Origin of the sequence: Klebsiella sp. HMSC16A12 (assembly GCF_001808265.1) — a bacterium.
GTDB lineage: Bacteria > Pseudomonadota > Gammaproteobacteria > Enterobacterales > Enterobacteriaceae > Klebsiella > Klebsiella pneumoniae.
In genome coordinates, this window is record NZ_KV792591.1 from 40459 (window position 1) to 61714 (window position 21256).

Genomic DNA, 21256 nt, shown 5'->3' on the forward strand with positions numbered 1-21256 from the left:
ATATCGCCCGTCATAATAATAATTCTCGTTTACGTTATCATTCACTTTCATCAGAGATATACCCATGGCGCGTCCAAAAACTGCTCAGCCAAATCACTCGCTGCGTAAAGTCGCAGCTGTAGTAGCCACGGCGGTTAGCGGCATGTCTGTCTACGCACAGGCAGCAGAACAACCGAAGCAAGAAGAAACTATCACCGTCGTTGCCGCCCCGGCCGCCCAGGAAAGCGCCTGGGGACCGGCGCCGACTATCGCGGCAAAACGCTCCGCCACGGCGACCAAAACCGATACCCCGATTGAAAAAACGCCGCAGTCTGTGTCGGTGGTGACGCGCCAGGAGATGGAGATGCGCCAGCCGACGACGGTAAAAGAGGCGCTCTCCTATACGCCAAGCGTCTTCTCTACTCGCGGCAGTTCGACCACCTATGACGTGGTCACCATTCGCGGCTTCACCACCTCGACGACCGTCAACACCAACCAGTATCTGGACGGCATGAAGCTGCAGGGGAATAACTACTCTGAAGTCTCCATGGATCCTTACTTCCTCGAGCGTGTGGAAGTGATGCGCGGGCCAACCTCGGTGCTGTACGGCAACAGCAACCCGGGCGGTATCGTCAGCATGGTCAGCAAGCGCCCGACTACCGAGCCGCTGAAAGAAGTGCAGTTTAAGATGGGCACCGACAATCTGTGGCAGACCGGGTTTGACTTTAGCGACGCCATTGATGATGCTGGCGTTTGGTCGTATCGCCTGACCGGCCTTGGCCGCAGTCAGGATGCCCAGCAGCAGATGGCGAAATCGACCCGCTACGCGGTGGCGCCCTCCTTTAGCTGGCGTCCGGACGATAAAACTGACTTCACCTTCCTGAGCAACTTCCAGAATGACCCGGATGCGGGCTACTACGGCTGGCTGCCGCGCGAAGGCACCGTGGTGCCGTATTACGACGCCAACGGTAAGGCGCACAAGCTGCCGACCGATTTCAACGAAGGCGAGTCCGATAATAAAATCTCCCGCCGCCAGAAGATGGTGGGCTACAGCTTCTCCCATCAGTTCGATGACACCTTTACCGTGCGGCAGAACCTGCGCTATGCCGATGTGCATACGCTCTATCGTTCGGTATACGGCAACGGCTATGTCGCGCCGGGCTACATGAATCGCGCCTACGTGCGCTCCGACGAGCACCTGAACACCTTCACCGTCGATACCCAGCTGCAGTCTGATTTCGCCACCGGCGCGGTCAGCCATACGCTGCTGACCGGCGTGGACTACTCGCGGATGCGTAACGATGTGGATGCCGACTACGGGACGGCGGATCCTATCAGCATGAGCAATCCGCAGTACGGCAATCCGAATATTCAGGTCACCTTCCCGTACGCGGTCCTCAACCGGATGGAGCAGACCGGCCTGTACGCGCAGGATCAGATGGAGTGGGATAAATGGGTGATGACCCTGGGCGGCCGTTACGATTACGCCACGACCTCAACGTTAACCCGCGCCACCAACAGCCTGGCGGAGAATCACGACCAGCAGTTCAGCTGGCGCGGCGGCATCAACTACCTGTTCGATAACGGCATCTCTCCGTACTTCAGCTACAGCGAATCGTTTGAACCGGTATCGGGTTCCAACAGCCGCGGCCAGCCGTTCGATCCGTCGCGCGGTAAGCAGTATGAAGCCGGCGTGAAATACGTGCCGAAAGATATGCCGGTGGTGGTCACCGCGGCGGTCTATCAGCTGACCAAAGACAAGAACCTGACGGCTGATCCGGCTAACCAGGCGTTCAGCATCCAGACCGGCGAGATCCGCTCCCGCGGCCTTGAGCTGGAGGCGAAGGCGGCGGTGAACGCCAATATTAACGTCACCGCAGCCTACAGCTACACCGATGCGGAGTACACTCACGATACGGTGTTCAACGGCAAACGTCCGGCGGAAGTGCCGCGTAACATGGCCTCCCTGTGGGCGGATTATACCTTCCACGAAACCGCGCTGAGCGGTCTGACGATTGGGGCCGGGGCGCGCTATATCGGTTCAACGGTCAGCTACTACAAAAATGACACCAGCACCGGTAAGAAAAATGATGCCTTTAGTGTGGCCGGTTATGCGCTGATGGATGCGACGGTGAAATACGATCTGGCGCGCTTTGGCCTGCCGGGATCGTCGGTCGGCGTCAACGTCAACAACCTGTTCGACCGCGAATATGTCTCCAGTTGCTACAGCGAATACGCCTGCTACTGGGGCGCCGGACGTCAGGTCGTCGCCACCGCCACCTTCCGTTTCTAACCACCTACGGGCGCGGTTCGCCGCGCCCTCTATCAGGTTATCGCTATGCAGGAACAGACTCCGCACGCAGAAACCACCTTCGCGCTGGATCGCGTCACTTTCCGTGTGCCTGGCCGCACATTGCTCCATCCGCTCTCGCTCACCTTCCCGACCGGAAAAGTCACAGGCCTGATCGGCCATAATGGCTCCGGCAAGTCGACGTTACTGAAAATGCTTGGCCGTCATCAGCCGCCCTCCGCAGGCGAAGTGCTGCTGGACGGGCAGCCGCTGGAGAGCTGGGGCAGCAAAGCCTTTGCCCGCAAAGTGGCCTATCTGCCGCAGCAGCTGCCGCCGGCCGAAGGTATGACGGTGCGCGAGCTGGTGGCGATCGGCCGCTATCCATGGCACGGCGCGCTGGGTCGCTTTGGCGCAGCGGACCGTGAGAAAGTAGAAGAGGCGATTGCGCTGGTGGGGCTGAAGCCGCTCGCTCATCGTCTGGTGGACAGCCTCTCCGGCGGTGAACGCCAGCGGGCGTGGATCGCCATGCTGGTGGCGCAGGACAGTCGCTGCCTGCTGCTCGATGAACCCACCTCGGCGCTGGATATTGCTCATCAAGTCGATGTTCTGGCGCTGGTGCATCGTCTCAGCCAGCAGCGCGGCCTGACGGTGATCGCCGTCCTGCACGATATTAATATGGCGGCCCGCTATTGCGACTATCTGGTGGCCCTGCGCGGCGGAGAAATGATTGCTCAGGGGACGCCGGCGGAACTGATGCGCAGCGACACTCTGGAACAGATCTATGGCATCCCGATGGGGATCCTGCCACACCCGGCCGGTGCGGCGCCGGTAAGCTTTGTCTATTGATGATGAACCCAACTCTGATAACCCGACGCCGCCTGCTGATCGCGATGGCGCTCTCGCCGCTGCTGTGGCAGATGCGCGGCGCGCAGGCGGCCGACGTCGACCCGCAGCGCGTGGTCGCCCTGGAGTGGCTGCCCGCGGAGCTGCTGCTGGCGCTCGGCGTGACGCCCTATGGCGTGGCCGATATTCCCAACTATCGCTTGTGGGTGAACGAACCCGCGCTGCCCGACTCGGTGATCGATGTTGGTCTGCGTACCGAACCCAACCTTGAACTGCTGACGCAGATGAAACCGTCGTTTATCGTCTGGTCGGCGGGCTACGGCCCGTCGCCGGAGAAGCTGGCGCGTATCGCGCCCGGCCGCGGTTTCACCTTCAGCGACGGCAAACGGCCGCTGGCGATGGCCCAGCGTTCGCTACTGGAAATGGCCGATCTGCTGGGCAAAACGCAGCAGGCGAAGCGCCATCTGGCGGAGTTCGACGCGCTGATGGAGAGCCTGCGTCCGCGTTTTGCCGGGCGCGGCGATCGTCCGCTGCTGATGATCTCTCTGCTCGATCCCCGGCACGTGCTGGTGTTTGGCGAAAACTGCCTGTTCCAGGAGGTGCTTGATCGCTTTGGTATTAAAAACGCCTGGCACGGCGAAGCGGCATTCTGGGGAAGCGTTAGCGTTGGCATCGACAGGCTGGCGGCATTTAACGAAGCCGATGTCATCTGTTTCGACCATGGCAATGAGCGAGATATGGCTCAACTGCTGGCGACGCCGCTATGGCAGGCGATGCCCTTCGTGCGCGCGGGCCGCTTCCAGCGCGTTCCGGCGGTTTGGTTCTACGGCGCGACGCTGTCAGCGATGCATTTTGCCCGCGTGCTGGCTGATGCCCAGGGGAGTCCGGCATGAATACGCGTCTCTCGCCGTTAGCTATTATCCTGCTGGCCGGGCTGCTGGGCGTCGCCTTCGCGCTGAGCATCGTCAACCTCAATGTCGCCTTGCCCTATGCGCAGTGGCGGCAGGCGCTGTGGCAGCCGGATGTCGATGATATCGCCCAAATGCTGTTTCATTACAGTTTGTTACCGAGACTGGCTGTTGCGCTGCTGGTGGGCGCCGGGCTGGGACTGGTTGGCGTCCTGTTCCAGCAGGTGCTGCGTAATCCGCTGGCGGAACCGACCACCCTTGGCGTCGCCACCGGCGCGCAGCTGGGGATAACGGTCACCACGTTATGGGCTATTCCCGGCGTGCTGGCGTCGCAATTCGCCGCGCTGGCCGGGGCCTGTCTGGTGGGCGCGCTGGTGTTTGGCGTCTCGTGGGGTAAGCGCCTGTCGCCGGTAACGCTGATCCTGGCGGGGCTGGTGGTCAGCCTTTATTGTGGCGCGCTTAACCAGCTGATGGTGATTTTCCATCACGACCAGCTGCAAAGCATGTTCCTGTGGAGCACCGGGACGCTGACGCAGACCGACTGGAGCGTAGCGCAGCGCCTGTGGCCGCAGCTGCTTGGCGGGGCAATACTCACCTTGCTGCTGCTGCGGCCGCTGACCCTGATGGGGCTCGATGACGGGGTGGCGCGTAACCTCGGGCTGGCGCTGTCCCTGGCGCGCCTCGGCGCCCTGACGCTGGCGATCGTCATCAGCGCGCTGCTGGTGAACGCGGTAGGGATTATCGGCTTTATCGGCCTGTTCGCGCCGCTGCTGGCGAAAATGCTTGGCGCCCGTCGGCTGCTGGCGCGGCTGCTGCTGGCGGCGCTGATCGGCGCGCTGCTCCTGTGGCTTTCCGATCAGGTGATCCTCTGGCTGAGCCGGGTATGGCGGGAAGTCTCCACCGGCTCGGTCACCGCCCTGATTGGCGCGCCGCTGCTGCTGTGGCTGCTGCCGCGGTTGCGCAGCATCAGCGCCCCGGTGATGAACGGCGGCGATAATGTGCAGCCTGAGCGCTATCATGTGCAATGGTTTGTTCTCGCAGGCGTCGCGTTGCTGCTGCTGGCGGTGAGCGTGGCGCTGGCCTTTGGTCGCGATGCCCACGGCTGGCTGTGGGCCCACGGCGATCTGCTGGAGCAACTCCTGCCCTGGCGCTGGCCGCGGGTGCTGTCGGCGCTGTTCGCCGGGGTCATGCTGGCGGTCGCCGGCTGTATTATCCAGCGCCTGACCGGCAACCCGATGGCCAGCCCGGAAGTGCTGGGCATCAGCTCCGGCGCGGCTTTTGGCGTGGTGCTGATGCTGTTCTTCGTGCCTGGCGACGCCTTTGGCTGGCTGCTGCCGGCCGGCAGCCTTGGCGCGGCGGCCACCTTGCTGATCATTATGCTCGCCGCCGGGCGCGGCGGCTTCTCGCCGCATCGGATGCTGCTGGCGGGGATGGCGCTGAGCACCGCCTTCACTATGCTGCTGATGATGCTGCAGGCCAGCGGCGATCCGCGTATGGCGCAGATCCTGACGTGGATTTCGGGGTCGACATATAGCGCGACGCCGGAGAGGGTGGTGCGTAGCGGCGCGGTAATGCTGGCGCTGCTGGCGCTGGCGCCGCTCTGTCGTCGCTGGTTAACCATCCTGCCGCTGGGCGGGGAGGCGGCGCGAGCGGTGGGCATGGCGCTGACGTCATCGCGGATTGTTCTGCTGCTGCTGGCGGCCTGCCTGACGGCGGCGGCGACGCTGACCATCGGCCCGCTGAGCTTTGTCGGGCTGATGGCGCCGCATATCGCGCGGATGATGGGCTTCCGGCGAACCCTACCGCATATGGTGATCTCCGGGCTGACTGGCGGGCTGCTGCTGGTCTTCGCCGACTGGTGCGGACGGATGATGATGTTCCCGTATCAGATCCCGGCGGGGCTACTGTCGACCTTTATCGGCGCGCCTTACTTTATTTATTTGCTGAGAAAGCAGAGTCGCTAACGGTCCTGGATGGCTTCAACATCCCCGGTGGCGCTATCGCTTACCGGGGCTACAGCGCTGTGCGATTTGGTAGCCCGGATAAGGCGCAATGCGCCTCCTCCGGGAAAATCCCTGCGCCACCAGGCATTCAAGCACCTTACAGCTTGGCAAATACCCGGCGCGCGGCGTCGATGGTGTTGTCGATATCTTCTTCGCTGTGGGCCACGGACATAAAGCCGGCCTCAAACGCTGACGGCGCCAGGTACACGCCTTCCTCCAGCATCAGATGGAAGAAGCGCTTGAAGCGTTCAACGTCGCACTTCACCACGTCCTGATAGCAGGTGACGGTTTCGGCATCGGTAAAGAAGATGCCGAACATGCCGCCGACGTTATTGACCACCAGCGGGATCCCGGCGTCACGCGCCGCGTCCAGCAGGCCTTGCGCCAGCTGGTTAGTCAGTTCAGTCAGGGTTTCATGGACCCCCGGCTGCGCCACTTCGTTCAGGCAGGCGAAGCCAGCCGCCATGGCGATCGGGTTGCCGGAGAGGGTGCCCGCCTGATAGACCGGACCGGTGGGCGCCAGAGCGTCCATCACCTCACGGCGGCCGCCGAAGGCGCCTACCGGCATCCCGCCGCCGATGATTTTCCCCAGACAGGTCAGATCCGGCTCCACGCCGTAGTAAGCCTGAGCGCCTGCCAGCGCCACGCGGAAGCCGGTCATCACTTCGTCGATAATCAGCAGGGCGCCAAATTCGTCGCACAGGGCGCGCAGGCCCGGCAGGAATTCCGGCTGCGGCGGAATGCAGTTCATATTTCCGGCCACCGGCTCGACGATGATGCAGGCGATCTCCTGCGGATACTGCTCGAACGCCGCGCGCACCGAGGCGAGGTCGTTATAAGTGCAGGTCAGGGTATGTTTGGCGAAATCGGCCGGGACGCCCGGCGAGTTCGGCTGGCCGAGGGTCAACGCGCCGGAACCGGCTTTCACCAGCAGGCAGTCGGCATGGCCGTGGTAGCAGCCTTCGAACTTAATGATTTTGTCGCGTCCGGTGAAGCCGCGCGCCAGGCGAATGGCGCTCATGGTGGCTTCGGTACCGGAGTTCACCATCCGCACCATATCCATGGTCGGCACCAGCTCGGTCACCAGGGCCGCCATTTTCACTTCCATTTCGGTCGGCGCGCCAAAGCTCAGGCCGCGGGATGCCGCCTCGATCACCGCATTGCGGATAGCCGGGTGGTTGTGGCCCAGCACCATCGGACCCCAGGAACCGACATAATCGATATAGGCTTTCCCATCCACGTCATAGAGGTAAGCGCCATCCGCGCGTTCGATAAACAGCGGTGTGCCGCCGACGCCGGTGAAAGCGCGCACCGGCGAGTTAACGCCGCCGGGGATCAGTTCGCGCGCAGCGTGGTACAGATTTTCAGATTTGCTCATGGCCAGGGTCCTGGTTCGTGAAAAATGTTTTATCGGCTATTCTAAGTTATTCCAGGATGGTTATGAAAGTTTTGCCCAATTGAAACAATGTGCCGCAAGGGCATTTTTTTGACGACGCAGCGCGCCGGGACGGCTAAAATGCCGCTCTCTTCATTTGTATTACCAATAATTGATAACGGCATGAAAGCAGAAACTCCCTCTTTTGAAGCACATCAGTTTGTGCGGGTGCGTCGCGGCGATGCGGTGCGCCGTCTGATTCAACGCGATAAAACGCCGCTGGCGGTGCTGTTTATGGCGGCAGTGGTCGGCACGCTGGCGGGGCTGGTGGGCGTCGCCTTTGAAAAGAGCGTGAACTGGGTGCAGAACCAGCGGATCGGCGCGCTGGCGCAGGTGGCGGACCACTGGTATCTGGTCTGGCCGCTGGCGTTTATCCTGTCGGCGCTGCTGGCGATGGTCGGCTATTTTCTGGTGCGTCGTTTTGCGCCGGAGGCCGGCGGCTCCGGGATTCCGGAAATTGAGGGCGCGCTGGAGGAGCTGCGGCCGGTGCGCTGGTGGCGCGTGCTGCCGGTGAAATTCGTTGGCGGCATGGGGACCCTTGGCGCCGGGATGGTGCTGGGTCGTGAAGGACCGATGGTACAGCTTGGCGGCAACATTGGGCGCATGGTGCTGGACGTTTTCCGCATGCGCAGTCCGGAAGCGCGGCATACGTTGTTGGCGACCGGTGCGGCGTCGGGGCTTTCGGCGGCCTTTAATGCGCCGCTGGCCGGTATTCTGTTTATCATCGAAGAGATGCGCCCGCAGTTCCGCTACAACCTGATCTCCATTAAAGCGGTGTTTACCGGCGTGATCATGTCGAGCATTGTGTTTCGCATTTTCAACGGCGAAGCGGCGATCATTGAGGTGGGTAAACTAAGCAACGCCCCGGTAAATACCCTATGGCTGTATCTGGTGCTGGGCATGCTGTTTGGCTGCTTTGGCCCGCTGTTTAATTTTCTGGTGCTGCGCACTCAGGATCTGTTCCAGCGCATCCACGGCGGCAACATCAAAAAATGGGTGTTGATTGGCGGATTAATCGGCGGGCTCTGCGGTCTGCTGGGGCTGATGCAGCCCTCCGCGGTGGGCGGTGGCTTTAACTTGATCCCTATCGCCGCTGCCGGTAACTTCTCCGTCGGACTGCTGCTGTTTATCTTTATTGCCCGCGTGGTGACCACGCTGATCTGCTTCTCTTCCGGCGCGCCAGGGGGGATTTTCGCGCCTATGTTGGCGCTCGGCACGCTGCTGGGCACGGCGTTCGGCATGGCGGCTATTCCGCTGTTTCCGGCCTACCATCTCGATGCCGGCACCTTCGCGATTGCCGGCATGGGGGCGCTGCTCGCCGCCTCGGTGCGTGCGCCGCTGACCGGGATCGTGCTGGTGCTGGAGATGACCGATAACTATCAGCTCATTTTGCCAATGATTATTACCTGCCTTGGCGCAACACTACTGGCGCAATTCCTCGGCGGTAAGCCTTTGTATTCGACCATTCTGCAGCGTACTCTGGCGAAGCAGGAAGCCGAGCAGGCGGCAAAAGCGCAGCAGGCTCCCCGGGAGAATACTTGAACGATTTACCAGGGTATTAGATAATGGCTCAAAAGGTCCGGTTATTCTTTAACCGGCCGGAAGTATCAATGGGAGCAGAAAATGAGTGATGACGTAGCGTTGCCGCTGGAGTTTACCGAAGCCGCAGCCAATAAAGTAAAACACCTGATTGCGGATGAAGATAATCCGAACCTGAAACTGCGCGTGTATATCACCGGCGGCGGTTGCAGTGGTTTCCAGTATGGCTTCACCTTTGACGATCAGGTGAACGAAGGGGATATGACCATTGAGAAACAGGGCGTCGGCCTGGTGGTTGACCCGATGAGCCTGCAGTATCTGGTCGGCGGCTCGGTCGACTATACCGAAGGGCTGGAAGGTTCGCGCTTTATCGTGACCAATCCGAACGCGAAAAGCACCTGCGGCTGCGGCTCCTCGTTCAGCGTTTAAAGCGAGTTCTCCCCCAGCGGGAGGGAGCAAACCCTAAAAACGGTAACCTTAAGGTTACCGTTTTGCTTTTATTACCGACCGTTATCGTCCAGGGCAAACGTCGGCAGCTTCAGATGCCAGCGAATAGCCGCCAGACGAATTACCAGGGTGACCACCATCCCCATCATTGCCGAATTCTCCAGCGGGAGATGAAAGGTGTCGTGTGCCGTGGCGTGGACAATACCGCCGACGATACAGGCGGTGGCGTAGATTTCGGTACGCAGAATCATAGGAATTTCCCGCGCCAGCACGTCGCGAATAATCCCGCCGCCGACGCCGGTCACCACCCCCATGCACACCGCGACCAGCGGGCCGCTGCCAGCGAGAAAAGCTTTATTGACGCCAATGCCGACAAACACCGCCAGACCGACGGCATCAAGAACGGGCAGGATCCATTTCGGCAGCCGGCGAGGCTGGCGGACCAGCAGGATGGTCAGCATGCTGGTGACCATAGCCACCACCAGATCGGTGGGATCTTTGACCCAGAATACCGGGCCATTCGCCAGCGCCATGTCGCGGATGGTCCCGCCGCCTACCGCCGTCACTACCCCTAACACCAGCACGCCGAATGGGTCCATACGCAGTTTTCCGGCCAGCAGTACGCCGGAGATCGCGAAGACAGCTGTGCCAATAATATCCAGCCAATAGACAAGCATCGTTGATTCCCACTGAACATCCGGTGTGCCGGATGATTATTTTACCTGGTCAAGCGCCGCACAAAGTTGTTTGGCGGCGAGGATAATACGTGGGCCGGCGCGTTCAAACCAGTCGCTGTGTAACGCAATCAACGAAATGGTGAGCTGATGTTGCCAAAAGCGCTGCGCTTCGGCAATGCGGCTGGCATCCCCGGTGACCACGATCGCCTGCGGCTGGCGGGCCAGCACCTGTTCGCGGCTCACCTGCGGCCAGGGAACGCGGCTGGTGGCGAAGATATTCTCGCCGCCGCAAAGCCTTAGCACCTGATCCTGAATCGAACCGGGGCCGCTGGTGAACAGCGGTGCGGAGCCGAACTGCAGGAAGACGCGTTTCTTCGGCGCGTTGGCATAGCGCGCTTTCAACGCATCGTATTCCTGCTGCATCGCCTGCGCCGCCTGCTGTGCTTTTTCCGGCTGCGGGCTCCACTGCGCCAGCTCACGCAGGGTAGCGATGATCTCTTCTATGGTCGAGGTCTGTACCCACAGGACATGAATACCCAGAGACTGCAGCTGGTTAACCTGGCGTTCGGCATTGCCCCCGCGCCAGGCCAGCACCACGTCTGGCTTGAGCGCCACGATGCGTTCCAGGTTCATTCCCTGCCAGCTGGCAACCTGTTCGATCGTTTTGGCCTGCGAAGGATAATCGGAATAGCTGTTGACGCCGACCGGCGTGATCCCGGCGGCAAAGGCCAGTTCGGTATTGGCGGGGGAGAGGGTGATCACCCGCGGCGCGGCCAGCAGCCACGCCGGGGCGAGTAACAGCAGCGCGGCAAGCGCGAAGGATAGCGACTTAGCCACGTGCCAGGTTCTGTACCAGATTCTCCACCATCAGGGTGGACTGTCTGGCGGCGACCGCAAGGAACTCCTCAAAGCTGAGGTGGGACTGCTGGTCGGCCACGTCGGAGATAGCGCGAACCACCACGAAAGGAACCTTAAAGTTATGGCAGACGTGGGCGATGGCGGTCGCTTCCATTTCCACGGCGATCGCCTGCGGGAAATTATGGCGGATCTTCGCCAGACCGACAGAGCCGTTAATGAAGGCATCCCCGCTAACGATGAGGCCGCGAACGGCGTTGAGATCTAACGCTTTAATGCAGTTCTCTGCGGCGGCCACCAGTTTTTCATCCGCCTTAAAACCCGCCGGGCAGCCAGGGAGCTGGCCGTATTCATAGCCGAAGGCGGTGACGTCGGCGTCGTGGTAGCGCGCTTCATCGGAGACGACGATATCGCCGACCTTCAGCGTCGACGCCAGGCCGCCGGCAGAACCGGTATTAATGATCACGTCAGGCTGGCAGCGCTCCAGCAGCAGGGTCGCGCCCATCGCCGCCGCTACTTTTCCGATACCAGACTTCAGCAGAGCGACGTCAACGCCGTGAAGTTGGCCGGTATAGATTTCGCTTCCGCCAATGGTGATGGTCTGGCGGTTTTCGATTTTGTCGCGCAGAAGGGTAACTTCCTCTTCCATAGCGCCAATAATGCCAATTTTCATAGATTTACTCGCGATGTGTCAGGTTTAGTTGCATAGTCTATCATGCGCTTAAGGGGAAGCGTATTGCTCGCGCGGGAGAGGCTATGGCAAAGATTGATTTTCGCAACAAGATAAACTGGCGTCGACGCTTCCGTTCGCCGCCGCGGGTGGAGACGGAGCGCGACATCCTGCGGATCTTTGAAAGCGATCGGGGACGGATCGTCAACTCGCCGGCAATCCGCCGCCTGCAGCAAAAAACTCAGGTCTTCCCGCTCGAGCGCAACGCGGCGGTGCGCACTCGCCTGACCCACTCGCTGGAGGTGCAGCAGGTGGGGCGCTATATCGCCAAAGAGGTGCTGAGCCGGCTGAAAGAGCTGAGGCTGCTGGAAGAGTATGGCCTGGAAGAGCTGACCGGGCCATTCGAGAGCGTGGTGGAGATGGCCTGCCTGATGCACGATATCGGCAATCCCCCGTTTGGCCATTTTGGCGAAGCGGCGATTAACGACTGGTTCCGTCAGCGCCTGGCGCCCGGCGATGCGCTCGGGCAGCCGCTGACCGACGATCGCTGCGAAGTGCAGGCCTTACGCCTGCATGACGGAGAGACATCGCTTAATGCGCTGCGCCGTAAAGTGCGCCAGGATCTCTGCAGCTTTGAGGGCAACGCGCAGGGCATTCGTCTGGTCCATACGCTAATGCGTATGAACCTGACCTGGGCGCAGGTGGGATGTATCCTGAAATATACTCGTCCGGCGTGGTGGTCTGAGGAGACGCCGGCCAGCCACAGTTATTTAATGAAGAAACCTGGCTATTATTTAGCCGAAGAAGAGTATGTCGCGCGTTTGCGTAAAGAACTGGATCTCGCGCCTTACAATCGGTTTCCATTAACCTGGATTATGGAGGCTGCGGATGACATCTCATATTGCGTCGCGGATCTCGAGGACGCGGTGGAAAAACGTATTTTTAGCGCAGAACAGCTCTATCAGCATCTTTACGACGCCTGGGGCAGTCATGAAAAAGGCTCGTTATTTTCGCAGGTAGTAGAAAATGCCTGGGAGAAATCGCGAGCCAATTATCTGAAGCAGAGCGCGGAAGATCAGTTTTTTATGTATTTGCGGGTGAATACGCTGAATAAGCTGGTGCCCTACGCGGCGCGCCGATTTATTGACAACCTGCCGGCAATCTTCACGGGGGACTTTAATCATGCGTTGCTGGAGGACGACAGCGATTGCAGTCAGCTACTGGAGCTCTATAAAAATGTGGCGATGAAACAGGTCTTTAGCCATCCGGATGTTGAGCAGCTGGAATTGCAGGGCTACCGGGTGATCAGCGGCCTGTTGGATATCTATCAGCCGCTGCTGAAATTATCGCTGGAGGATTTCAGCGAATTAGTAGCGCAGGAGCGGGTACGACGTTTACCCATTGCCTCCCGGCTGTATCAGAAACTTTCGACCCGTCACCGGCTGGCCTATGTTGAAGCGGTAAATAAACTGGCGCGTACGGCGCCCGAATTTGCGCTGATGGAATACTATTATCGCTGCCGTCTGATTCAGGACTATATCAGCGGGATGACGGATTTGTATGCGTGGGATGAATATCGGCGACTCATGGCGGTGGAATAGGCTGGAGTTTTGTAAAGATGGACAATAAATTTTTACTTTTTCCAGAAACTTAATTCCGGAACTTAGCGTTATAAAATGACTCTGATAGTCACGTACACAGCAACTTTCGTTACCTGATATTGAGATTGAAACTGATGAAAAAAACCACGTTAGCAATGAGTGCACTGGCTCTGAGTTTAGGTCTGGCGTTGTCCCCGCTCTCTGCGAGCGCGGCAGAAACGGCATCTTCGGCCACTAATGCACAGCAGATGCCAAGCCTGGCCCCGATGCTGGAGAAGGTGATGCCGTCGGTGGTGAGCATTAACGTTGAAGGTAGCACCACCGTTAATACCCCACGGATGCCACGTAACTTCCAGCAGTTCTTTGGCGATAATTCGCCGTTCTGCCAGGATGGGTCTCCTTTCCAGAGTTCGCCGTTTTGCCAGGGCGGCGGACAGGGCGGTCAGCCTGACGGCGGCCAGCAGCAGAAATTTATGGCGCTGGGCTCCGGCGTCATCATTGATGCCGCCAAAGGGTATGTGGTGACCAACAACCACGTCGTGGACAACGCCACCACGATTAAGGTTCAGCTGAGCGATGGCCGTAAGTTTGATGCCAAAGTCGTCGGCAAAGATCCGCGCTCTGATATCGCGCTGATTCAGATTCAGGATCCAAAAAATCTGACGGCGATTAAGCTTGCCGACTCCGATGCGCTGCGCGTCGGTGATTACACCGTGGCTATCGGCAACCCGTTCGGTCTGGGCGAAACCGTGACCTCCGGGATTGTCTCCGCGCTGGGCCGTAGCGGCCTCAACGTGGAAAACTACGAAAACTTTATCCAGACCGATGCGGCGATTAACCGCGGGAACTCCGGCGGTGCGCTGGTGAACCTCAACGGCGAGCTGATCGGTATCAACACCGCCATTCTGGCGCCGGACGGCGGCAACATCGGTATCGGTTTTGCTATCCCGAGCAACATGGTGAAAAACCTGACCGAGCAGATGGTGAAATATGGCCAGGTGAAACGCGGTGAGCTCGGCATTATGGGCACCGAACTGAACTCTGAGCTGGCGAAAGCGATGAAAGTCGATGCCCAGCGCGGGGCCTTCGTCAGCCAGGTAATGCCAGGTTCGGCGGCCGCGAAAGCGGGCATTAAAGCCGGCGATGTTATCACCTCCCTCAACGGGAAAGCGATCAGCAGCTTCGCCGCGCTGCGTGCCCAGGTCGGCACCATGCCTATCGGCAGCAAAGTTGAGCTTGGTCTGCTGCGCGACGGCAAACCGGTGACCGTGACCGTCGAACTGCAGCAGAGCAACCAGACCCAGGTTGACTCCAGCACTATCTTCAACGGGATTGAAGGGGCGGAAATGAGCAATAAGGGTCAGGATAAGGGCGTGGTGGTCAATAATGTGAAAGCCGGTACCCCGGCGGCACAGATTGGCCTCAAGAAAGGCGACGTCATCGTCGGGGCGAATCAGCAGCCGGTGAAAAACATCGCCGATCTGCGGAAAATCTTCGACGCCAAACCGTCCGTACTGGCGCTGAACATTCAGCGCGGCGACGCCTCTATCTATCTGCTGTTGCAGTAACCGCCAGCACTCGCTTCCCAGCCCCTTCCCTCGCCGAGGGCAGGGGCTTTTTTCGTTCTGTGACCGCCCCCACAACTCCACATATCTCACCCCGGCTTAGTGCAAATGCACAATGCAGCGCGACGATGACTCTTTTATGCTGGTGCCCAGCAAAGGGGAGGACTACATGGCTGGCTGGCATCTTGATACCAAAATGGCGCAGGATATTGTGGCGCGGACCATGCGCATCATCGATACCAATATCAACGTGATGGATGCCCGCGGGCGGATCATCGGCAGCGGCGATCGGGAAAGGATTGGTGAATTGCACGAAGGCGCGCTGCTGGTCCTCTCCCAGGGGCGGGTGGTGGATATCGACGACGCGGTCGCTCGCCATCTGCACGGGGTTCGCCAGGGGATTAACCTGCCGCTGCGCCTGGAGGGGGAGATCGTCGGGGTGATCGGCCTGACCGGCGAGCCGGAGTCGCTGCGAAAATATGGCGAGCTGGTGTGCATGACAGCAGAGATGATGCTGGAGCAGTCGCGGCTGATGCATCTCCTGGCCCAGGACAGCCGTCTGCGCGAAGAGCTGGTGATGAACCTGATTCAGGCGGAAGAGCATACCCCGGCGCTGAACGAATGGGCTCAGCGTTTAGGCATCGATCTCAATCAGCCGCGCGTGGTGGCGATGATTGAGGTAGACAGCGGTCAGCTCGGCGTGGACAGCGCGATGGCGGAACTGCAACAGTTACAGAACGCGCTGACCACCCCCGATCGCAATAATCTGGTGGCCATTGTCTCGCTCACGGAAATGGTGGTGCTGAAACCGGCGCTGAACAGCTTTGGCCGCTGGGACGCTGACGATCACGTCCGGCGCGTCGAGCAGCTTATCGCCAGGATGAAAGAGAATGGCCAGCTGCGCTTTCGCGTGGCGCTGGGCAACTTCTTCACCGGCCCAGGAAGTATCGCCCGCTCTTACCGTACCGCACGGACGACGATGATGGTTGGCAAGCAGCGGATGCCGGAGAGCCGCAGTTATTTCTATCAGGATCTGATGCTGCCGGTGCTGCTCGACAGCCTGCGCGGCGGCTGGCAGGCCAATGAGCTGGCCCGTCCGCTGGCGCGTTTGAAGGCCATGGACAACAACGGGCTGCTGCGGCGGACGCTGCAGGCGTGGTTTCGCCATAACGTGCAGCCGCTGGCGACGTCAAAGGCGCTGTTTATTCATCGCAATACGCTGGAGTACCGGTTGAACCGTATCTCGGAGCTGACCGGCCTGGATCTCGGTAGCTTTGACGACAGGCTGCTGCTGTATATCGCGCTGCAGCTGGACGAACAACGCTAAGACGTGGAGGCAAAAAAATGCCGGGCAGCGACGCGCCATACCCGGCCTGGACGATGCATGCTGTCTGGAGTGGATAGAGACCACCAGCCCGGCCAGGCAACGCGCCGCCGGGATGCTCTTACTTACGGGTGAGCTTTTCCAGATCGGCTTCGATTTCGCTGATCTTATTGGTGACCACGCTTTCCAGATGGCGTAAATCGTCGAGGATTTTACGCTTGAGATCGATTTCAGTGCGATCGCGCTGGCAGATCTGATCCAGCTCGTCGATAACGTAGCGCAGATTGGGGCTGATCTCCTGGACCTCTTTGTAGCCCTGGCCGACGCCGTCGGCGACGACGGTTTTGCGCTGACGCGGATATTTGAACTTCACGCTCTTGGCGAAGAATTCGCCTTTGTCTTTCTGAAAATAGATTTTCAGAATATCGTTGTTAGCTTCCTGCCGCAGGCTATAGCGATCGATCTCATCAGGGTTGGTAATGCCAAGACTTTTCAGATTATCGTACATAACGGTACCTTTGATAGCATCATAACCATTGAATAATTAACGAAAAAATCCATTTTCGCCAGCATCAAATATAAAAAAAGCGGGATATCTCCCGCTTTTTATTTGCTTTAGTCGATGGTGCGCAGCAGTTCGTTAATGCCGACCTTGCCGCGGGTTTTGGCATCGACTTTCTTCACAATCACCGCGCAGTATAGGCTGTATTTACCATCTTTCGACGGCAGGTTGCCTGAGACCACCACCGAGCCAGCCGGTACGCGGCCGTAGAAGACTTCGCCGGTTTCGCGATCGTAGATTTTGGTGCTCTGACCGAGGTAAACGCCCATGGAGATGACGGAGCCTTCTTCGACAATCACCCCTTCAACCACTTCAGAGCGCGCGCCGATGAAGCAGTTATCTTCGATGATGGTCGGGTTCGCCTGCAGCGGCTCCAGTACGCCACCGATGCCGACACCGCCGGACAGATGCACGTTTTTACCGATCTGCGCGCAGGAGCCGACGGTGGCCCAGGTATCAACCATGGTGCCTTCGTCAACGTAGGCGCCGATGTTAACGTAGGACGGCATCAGCACAGTGTTGCGGGCGATGAACGCGCCCTGGCGCACGGCGGCCGGCGGCACCACGCGGAAACCTTCTTTCTGAAAACGCGCTTCGTCGTAGTCAGCGAATTTCATCGGCACTTTATCGAAGTAGCGGCTTTCCGCACCATCGATAACCTGGTTATCGTTAATACGGAAAGAGAGCAGTACCGCCTTCTTCAGCCACTGATGCGTCACCCACTGACCGTCGATCTTCTCAGCGACGCGCAGCGCGCCGGAATCAAGAAGGGCGATAACCTGGTTAACCGCTTCGCGGGTCACGGTATCCACATTAGCCGGCGTAATGTCGGCGCGACGCTCGAAAGCGGACTCAATAACGTTCTGTAACTGCTGCATTGTTTCTTTCCATTCACTAAAAAAAATACGTCACCCTTTATCGTTTGGATTGAGGGCCGCTGTCAACCGTTGTTGCACTTCTTGTTGCAGCTCATTATTAAGGGCACGCCGGTCGGCGGTGGCGATTATAAATAAATCTTCTACTCGCTCACCAATTGTCGTAATTCGCGCCCCGTGAAGCGATATCCCGAGGTCGGCGAACACCTGCCCGACGCGGGCGAGCAGCCCGGGCTGGTCGAGCGCTATCAGCTCCAGAAACGATTTTCGGTCGGTATGGGTCGGCAGGAAATTCACCTCGGTGTCCACGGAAAAATGGCGTAGCTTTGCCGCCTGACGACGCGGGGCCGGAGGCTGCCAGCTGCGCTGAGTGATGGTCTGCTCCAGCCCCTGGCGGATCGCCTCGTGGCGGTCGGCGGAAAGGGGGCTGCCGTCGGGCTCAAGGACGATAAAGGTATCCATCGCCATACCGTCGCGGGTGGTGAAGATCTGCGCGTCGTGGACGCTGAGGTTGCGACGGTCAAGTTCGCCACACACCGCGGCGAACAGGTAAGGGCGATCCGGGCTCCAGATAAAAATCTCCGTACCGCCGCGGGTGGCCTGCGAGCTCAGCAGGATCATCGGTTTATTCAGATCGTGGCGCAGCAGGTTGCGGGCGTGCCAGGCGAGCTGCGTCGGCGTATGTCGCACGAAATAGTTGGCGCGGCAGCGGTTCCAGATCTGATGCAGCGCCTCTTCATTAATATTGTCCATCCGCAGCAGGGCCAGCGCCTGCAGCTGATGGTGACGCACTCGTTCGCGCATGTCCGGGGTGCTTTGCATGCCGCGACGCAGCTGCTTCTCGGTGGCGAAATAGAGTTCACGCAGCAGGCTCTGCTTCCAGCTGTTCCACAAGGTTTCGTTGGTGGCGCAGATATCGGCGACGGTCAGACACACCAGATAGCGCAGACGATTTTCCGTTTGCACCTCCTCGGCGAACTGCTTAATCACCTCCGGATCCTGAATATCGCGCCGCTGGGCGGTGACCGACATCAGCAGGTGGTGACGCACCAGCCAGGCGACCAGCTGCGTTTCGCGCGAGTTCAGCCCGTGCAGCTCGGCAAACTTCAGCACATCCTGCGCGCCGAGGATCGAGTGGTCGCCGCCGCGCCCTTTGGCGATGTCGTGGAACAGGGCAGCAATTAAGATCAGCTCCGGGTGCGTTAAGCGCGGCCACAGCTCCACGCACAGCGGGTGGCGGCTGCGGGTTTCTTCTTTGGCAAAGCTTTCCAGCTTGAGCATCACCCGGACGGTGTGTTCATCGACGGTGTAGGCGTGAAACAGGTCGAACTGCATCTGGCCGACGATATGCGACCACTGCGGCATATAGGCCCACAGTACGCTGTGGCGATGCATCGGCAGCAGCCCGCGACTTACCGCCCCCTGATGGCGCAGCATACTAAGAAAGAGCGTGCGCGCCTCCGGGATATAGCACAGCGGCTGGGTGAGATGACGGCGGGCGTGGCGCAGATGGCGCAACGTCGTTGAGTAGATGCCGGTGATGGTGCTGTTGCGCACCATGATATAAAACATGCGCAGAATGGCCTGCGGTTCGCGAATAAACAGCGTGTCGTCACGCAGATCGATAAGGGTGCCGCGCAGCTGGAAATCATCATCGATCGGGCGTGGTTTTTCATCCTCGGTCAGGGCGAGGATAGCCTCCTCAAACAGCTGAAGCAGCATCTGATTCAGCTCGCTCACCCGGCGGGTAACGCGGAAGAAGTCCTTCATCATATGCTCAATCGGCTGGTTGCCGTCGCCTTCATAGCCTAGCCGGCGGGCCACGCTGAGCTGGCGGTCGAAAAGCAGACGGTTGTCATAGCGCGTGAGTTCGAGATGCAGCGCGAAACGGATGCGCCACAGCTGATGCAGACACTCATTGAGTTCATTGCGCTCGGCTTCGGTCAGAAAGCCGAAGCCGACCATCTCATCCATTGAGGTGGCGCCGAAATGGCGGCGAGCCACCCACTGTAGCGTATGGATATCGCGCAAGCCGCCGGGGCTGCTTTTCACGTCCGGCTCGAGGTTATAGCTGGTGCCATGATAGCGCTGATGACGGACGTTCTGCTCTTCGACCTTGGCGGCGAAGAACTTTTCCGATGGCCAGAAGCCGTCGCTAAAAATATGTTTTTGCAGTTCAAGGAACAGCGCGACGTCGCCGATCAGCAGGCGCGATTCGATTAAGTTGGTGGCAACGGTCAGATCCGAGAGACCTTCCAGCAGGCACTCTTCGAGGGTGCGTACGCTGTGGCCCACCTCCAGCTTGACGTCCCACAGCAGGGTGAGCAGTTCGCCGACTTTTTGCGCCTGGTCGTCCGGCAGTTTTTTACGACTGAGGATCAGCAGATCGACGTCTGAGAGCGGGTGCAGTTCGCCACGGCCATAGCCGCCGACGGCGACCAGCGCCAGGTCGCTGACGGATTCAAAACCGCAGGCGATCCATAATCGCTGCAGCAACTGGTCGATAAATTCGGTGCGCGCCGCGATGAGCTGCTCCGCGACGATGCCGGAGTCAAACGTCTCGCCCAGCCAGTGCTGGAAGGTATCGATGTGCGCCTTGATTGCGGCACAGTTCAGATCGCCCTGCGGCCAACTCACCGGGTGTTCCGGCGGGACGGGCAGGAGAGGGGAGGCTGTGTCAGGTAATGAGTTGCTCATCGCGTCACCATAAGAAAAAACTATCTAATAAAAAAGCCGGCGGGCGCCGGCTTTTCATCATTCATCGTGCGAGATTATCGCCGGGATGGTGTCATCCTTGCGTAGCGTCAGAATTTCGCAGCCGTTGTCTGTCACCACAATAGTATGCTCGTACTGCGCAGACAAGCTCCGGTCTTTGGTTTTCACCGTCCAGCCGTCTTTCATGCTGCGGATCTCTTTTTTACCGGCGTTGACCATCGGCTCGATGGTGAAGGTCATGCCTGGTTTGAGTACGACGTTTGTCTCCGGCGAATCGTAGTGCAGCACCTGAGGTTCTTCATGGAACCCGCGGCCGATGCCGTGGCCACAGTACTCACGCACCACGGAGAAACCTTCGGCTTCCACAAATTTCTGGATCGCCGCGCCGATCGCGCGCAGGTTGATGCCTGGCTTCACCATTCTCAGCGCCAGGTACAGGCTTTCCTGAGTGATGCGGCACAGGCGCTCGCCGAGAATCGTCGGTTTGCCGACGATAAACATTTTGGAGGTATCGCCATGGAAATCATCTTTAATGACGGTCACGTCGATATTGACGATATCGCCATCTTTCAGCAGCTTGCCGTCATCAGGGATACCGTGACAGACCACTTCATTGACCGAAATGCAGACGGATTTCGGATAGCCGTGATAGCCGAGGCAGGCGGAAATGGCCTTCTGCTCGTTAACGATATAGTCGTTACAGATGCGGTCCAGTTCGCCGGTGCTGACGCCCGGTTTGACGTAGGGTTCGATCATTTCCAGCACTTCGGCGGCCAGGCGGCCGGCAACGCGCATTTTTTCGATGTCTTCAGATGTCTTAATAGAGATAGCCATGGAGTATGTCCAGCAGTGTCGATATTTTCGACAATAATAGAGTAAGTCCTGTCAATGGTAACAGTCCGGGCAGGCTGGTGCCAAACTGAGAATCATTAACAGCACGCGACGTCAACAAGAGTTGGTGTCTGGAT

The 21256-nt window shown here is 59.3% G+C and carries 17 protein-coding genes; 9 read left to right on the forward strand and 8 right to left on the reverse strand.

Annotated elements, in window-relative coordinates:
* Positions 1-64: 64 nt before the first annotated feature.
* From fhuA to fhuB, 4 genes are read left to right on the forward strand one after another with little or no spacing between them, the layout of a single operon-like run.
* Positions 65-2272, forward strand: a complete 2208-nt coding sequence (gene fhuA / locus HMPREF3140_RS10350; RefSeq protein ID WP_004178624.1) for a ferrichrome porin FhuA — start codon at positions 65-67, stop codon at positions 2270-2272.
* 45 nt (positions 2273-2317) lie between these two features.
* Entirely contained in the window at positions 2318-3115 is a 798-nt protein-coding gene (fhuC, locus tag HMPREF3140_RS10355; protein ID WP_002889212.1) for a Fe3+-hydroxamate ABC transporter ATP-binding protein FhuC, read from the forward strand.
* Entirely contained in the window at positions 3115-4005 is an 891-nt protein-coding gene (fhuD, locus tag HMPREF3140_RS10360; protein ID WP_004147133.1) for a Fe(3+)-hydroxamate ABC transporter substrate-binding protein FhuD, read from the forward strand. The genes fhuC and fhuD overlap by 1 nt, the downstream gene beginning before the upstream one ends.
* A complete protein-coding gene (gene fhuB / locus HMPREF3140_RS10365; RefSeq protein WP_004147134.1) occupies positions 4002-5984 on the forward strand; it encodes a Fe(3+)-hydroxamate ABC transporter permease FhuB in 1983 nt (660 codons plus the stop codon). The genes fhuD and fhuB overlap by 4 nt, the downstream gene beginning before the upstream one ends.
* A 136-nt stretch (positions 5985-6120) precedes the next feature.
* On the opposite strand, the gene hemL is transcribed toward fhuB, so the two are convergent.
* The gene (gene hemL / locus HMPREF3140_RS10370) at positions 6121-7401 is read right to left on the reverse strand and encodes a glutamate-1-semialdehyde 2,1-aminomutase (protein WP_002889272.1); all 1281 of its coding nucleotides are present in this window, start codon (positions 7399-7401) and stop codon (positions 6121-6123) included.
* Positions 7402-7581: 180 nt separating this feature from the next.
* Here hemL and clcA point away from each other — a divergent pair, with 180 nt between their 5' ends.
* Both clcA and erpA read left to right on the forward strand, forming a co-directional pair.
* Entirely contained in the window at positions 7582-9000 is a 1419-nt protein-coding gene (gene clcA / locus HMPREF3140_RS10375; protein WP_004151932.1) for a H(+)/Cl(-) exchange transporter ClcA, read from the forward strand.
* An 81-nt stretch (positions 9001-9081) separates the two neighbouring features.
* The gene (gene erpA / locus HMPREF3140_RS10380; RefSeq protein ID WP_002889275.1) at positions 9082-9426 is read left to right on the forward strand and encodes an iron-sulfur cluster insertion protein ErpA; all 345 of its coding nucleotides are present in this window, start codon (positions 9082-9084) and stop codon (positions 9424-9426) included.
* Positions 9427-9497: 71 nt separating this feature from the next.
* On the opposite strand, the gene HMPREF3140_RS10385 is transcribed toward erpA, so the two are convergent.
* The 3 genes from HMPREF3140_RS10385 to mtnN are packed head-to-tail and all read right to left on the reverse strand — an operon-like array spanning position 9498 to position 11649.
* Positions 9498-10121: a TRIC cation channel family protein gene (locus HMPREF3140_RS10385; RefSeq protein ID WP_002889277.1), complete on the reverse strand. Its 624-nt coding sequence runs from the start codon at positions 10119-10121 to the stop codon at positions 9498-9500.
* Positions 10122-10157: 36 nt separating this feature from the next.
* Positions 10158-10958 (reverse strand): vitamin B12 ABC transporter substrate-binding protein BtuF, encoded by an 801-nt coding sequence (btuF, locus tag HMPREF3140_RS10390; protein WP_070552978.1) that lies wholly within the window; start codon positions 10956-10958, stop codon positions 10158-10160.
* Positions 10951-11649 (reverse strand): 5'-methylthioadenosine/S-adenosylhomocysteine nucleosidase, encoded by a 699-nt coding sequence (gene mtnN, locus HMPREF3140_RS10395; protein WP_032410846.1) that lies wholly within the window; start codon positions 11647-11649, stop codon positions 10951-10953. The genes btuF and mtnN overlap by 8 nt, the downstream gene beginning before the upstream one ends.
* Positions 11650-11732: 83 nt before the next feature.
* Here mtnN and dgt point away from each other — a divergent pair, with 83 nt between their 5' ends.
* The 3 genes from dgt (at position 11733) to cdaR (ending at position 16139) form a co-directional block, all read left to right on the forward strand.
* Positions 11733-13247, forward strand: a complete 1515-nt coding sequence (gene dgt / locus HMPREF3140_RS10400) for a dGTPase (protein ID WP_004145871.1) — start codon at positions 11733-11735, stop codon at positions 13245-13247.
* 134 nt (positions 13248-13381) lie between these two features.
* Positions 13382-14815, forward strand: coding sequence for a serine endoprotease DegP (degP, locus tag HMPREF3140_RS10405; protein WP_004145870.1), 1434 nt, complete (start codon positions 13382-13384; stop codon positions 14813-14815).
* A 166-nt stretch (positions 14816-14981) separates the two neighbouring features.
* The gene (gene cdaR, locus HMPREF3140_RS10410; protein WP_002889289.1) at positions 14982-16139 is read left to right on the forward strand and encodes a DNA-binding transcriptional regulator CdaR; all 1158 of its coding nucleotides are present in this window, start codon (positions 14982-14984) and stop codon (positions 16137-16139) included.
* A 118-nt stretch (positions 16140-16257) separates the two neighbouring features.
* Here the strand turns inward: cdaR and HMPREF3140_RS10415 are convergent, their stop codons facing one another.
* From HMPREF3140_RS10415 to map, 4 genes are all read right to left on the reverse strand, one after another.
* Positions 16258-16644, reverse strand: a complete 387-nt coding sequence (locus tag HMPREF3140_RS10415) for a DUF3461 family protein (protein WP_002889292.1) — start codon at positions 16642-16644, stop codon at positions 16258-16260.
* A gap of 107 nt (positions 16645-16751) precedes the next feature.
* Complete coding sequence (gene dapD / locus HMPREF3140_RS10420) at positions 16752-17576, reverse strand: 2,3,4,5-tetrahydropyridine-2,6-dicarboxylate N-succinyltransferase (protein WP_002889295.1); 825 nt, start codon at positions 17574-17576, stop codon at positions 16752-16754.
* A gap of 30 nt (positions 17577-17606) precedes the next feature.
* A complete protein-coding gene (gene glnD / locus HMPREF3140_RS10425) occupies positions 17607-20270 on the reverse strand; it encodes a bifunctional uridylyltransferase/uridylyl-removing protein GlnD (protein ID WP_032410848.1) in 2664 nt (887 codons plus the stop codon).
* A 57-nt stretch (positions 20271-20327) separates the two neighbouring features.
* Positions 20328-21122 carry a type I methionyl aminopeptidase gene (map, locus tag HMPREF3140_RS10430; RefSeq protein ID WP_011977676.1) on the reverse strand — a complete coding sequence of 265 codons (795 nt, stop codon included), beginning with the start codon at positions 21120-21122 and terminating at the stop codon, positions 20328-20330.
* Positions 21123-21256: the final 134 nt, after the last annotated feature.

Bases quoted from the DNA above. Each gene is read 5' to 3' on its own strand.
- fhuA (WP_004178624.1), top strand. From the start codon at position 65: ATGGCGCGTCCAAAAACTGCTCAGCCAAATCACTCGCTGCGTAAAGTC.
- fhuC (WP_002889212.1), top strand. From the start codon at position 2,318: ATGCAGGAACAGACTCCGCACGCAGAAACCACCTTCGCGCTGGATCGC.
- fhuD (WP_004147133.1), top strand. From the start codon at position 3,115: ATGATGAACCCAACTCTGATAACCCGACGCCGCCTGCTGATCGCGATG.
- fhuB (WP_004147134.1), top strand. From the start codon at position 4,002: ATGAATACGCGTCTCTCGCCGTTAGCTATTATCCTGCTGGCCGGGCTG.
- hemL (WP_002889272.1), bottom strand. From the start codon at position 7,401: ATGAGCAAATCTGAAAATCTGTACCACGCTGCGCGCGAACTGATCCCC.
- clcA (WP_004151932.1), top strand. From the start codon at position 7,582: ATGAAAGCAGAAACTCCCTCTTTTGAAGCACATCAGTTTGTGCGGGTG.
- erpA (WP_002889275.1), top strand. From the start codon at position 9,082: ATGAGTGATGACGTAGCGTTGCCGCTGGAGTTTACCGAAGCCGCAGCC.
- HMPREF3140_RS10385 (WP_002889277.1), bottom strand. From the start codon at position 10,121: ATGCTTGTCTATTGGCTGGATATTATTGGCACAGCTGTCTTCGCGATC.
- mtnN (WP_032410846.1), bottom strand. From the start codon at position 11,649: ATGAAAATTGGCATTATTGGCGCTATGGAAGAGGAAGTTACCCTTCTG.
- dgt (WP_004145871.1), top strand. From the start codon at position 11,733: ATGGCAAAGATTGATTTTCGCAACAAGATAAACTGGCGTCGACGCTTC.
- degP (WP_004145870.1), top strand. From the start codon at position 13,382: ATGAAAAAAACCACGTTAGCAATGAGTGCACTGGCTCTGAGTTTAGGT.
- cdaR (WP_002889289.1), top strand. From the start codon at position 14,982: ATGGCTGGCTGGCATCTTGATACCAAAATGGCGCAGGATATTGTGGCG.
- HMPREF3140_RS10415 (WP_002889292.1), bottom strand. From the start codon at position 16,644: ATGTACGATAATCTGAAAAGTCTTGGCATTACCAACCCTGATGAGATC.
- dapD (WP_002889295.1), bottom strand. From the start codon at position 17,576: ATGCAGCAGTTACAGAACGTTATTGAGTCCGCTTTCGAGCGTCGCGCC.
- glnD (WP_032410848.1), bottom strand. From the start codon at position 20,270: ATGAGCAACTCATTACCTGACACAGCCTCCCCTCTCCTGCCCGTCCCG.
- map (WP_011977676.1), bottom strand. From the start codon at position 21,122: ATGGCTATCTCTATTAAGACATCTGAAGACATCGAAAAAATGCGCGTT.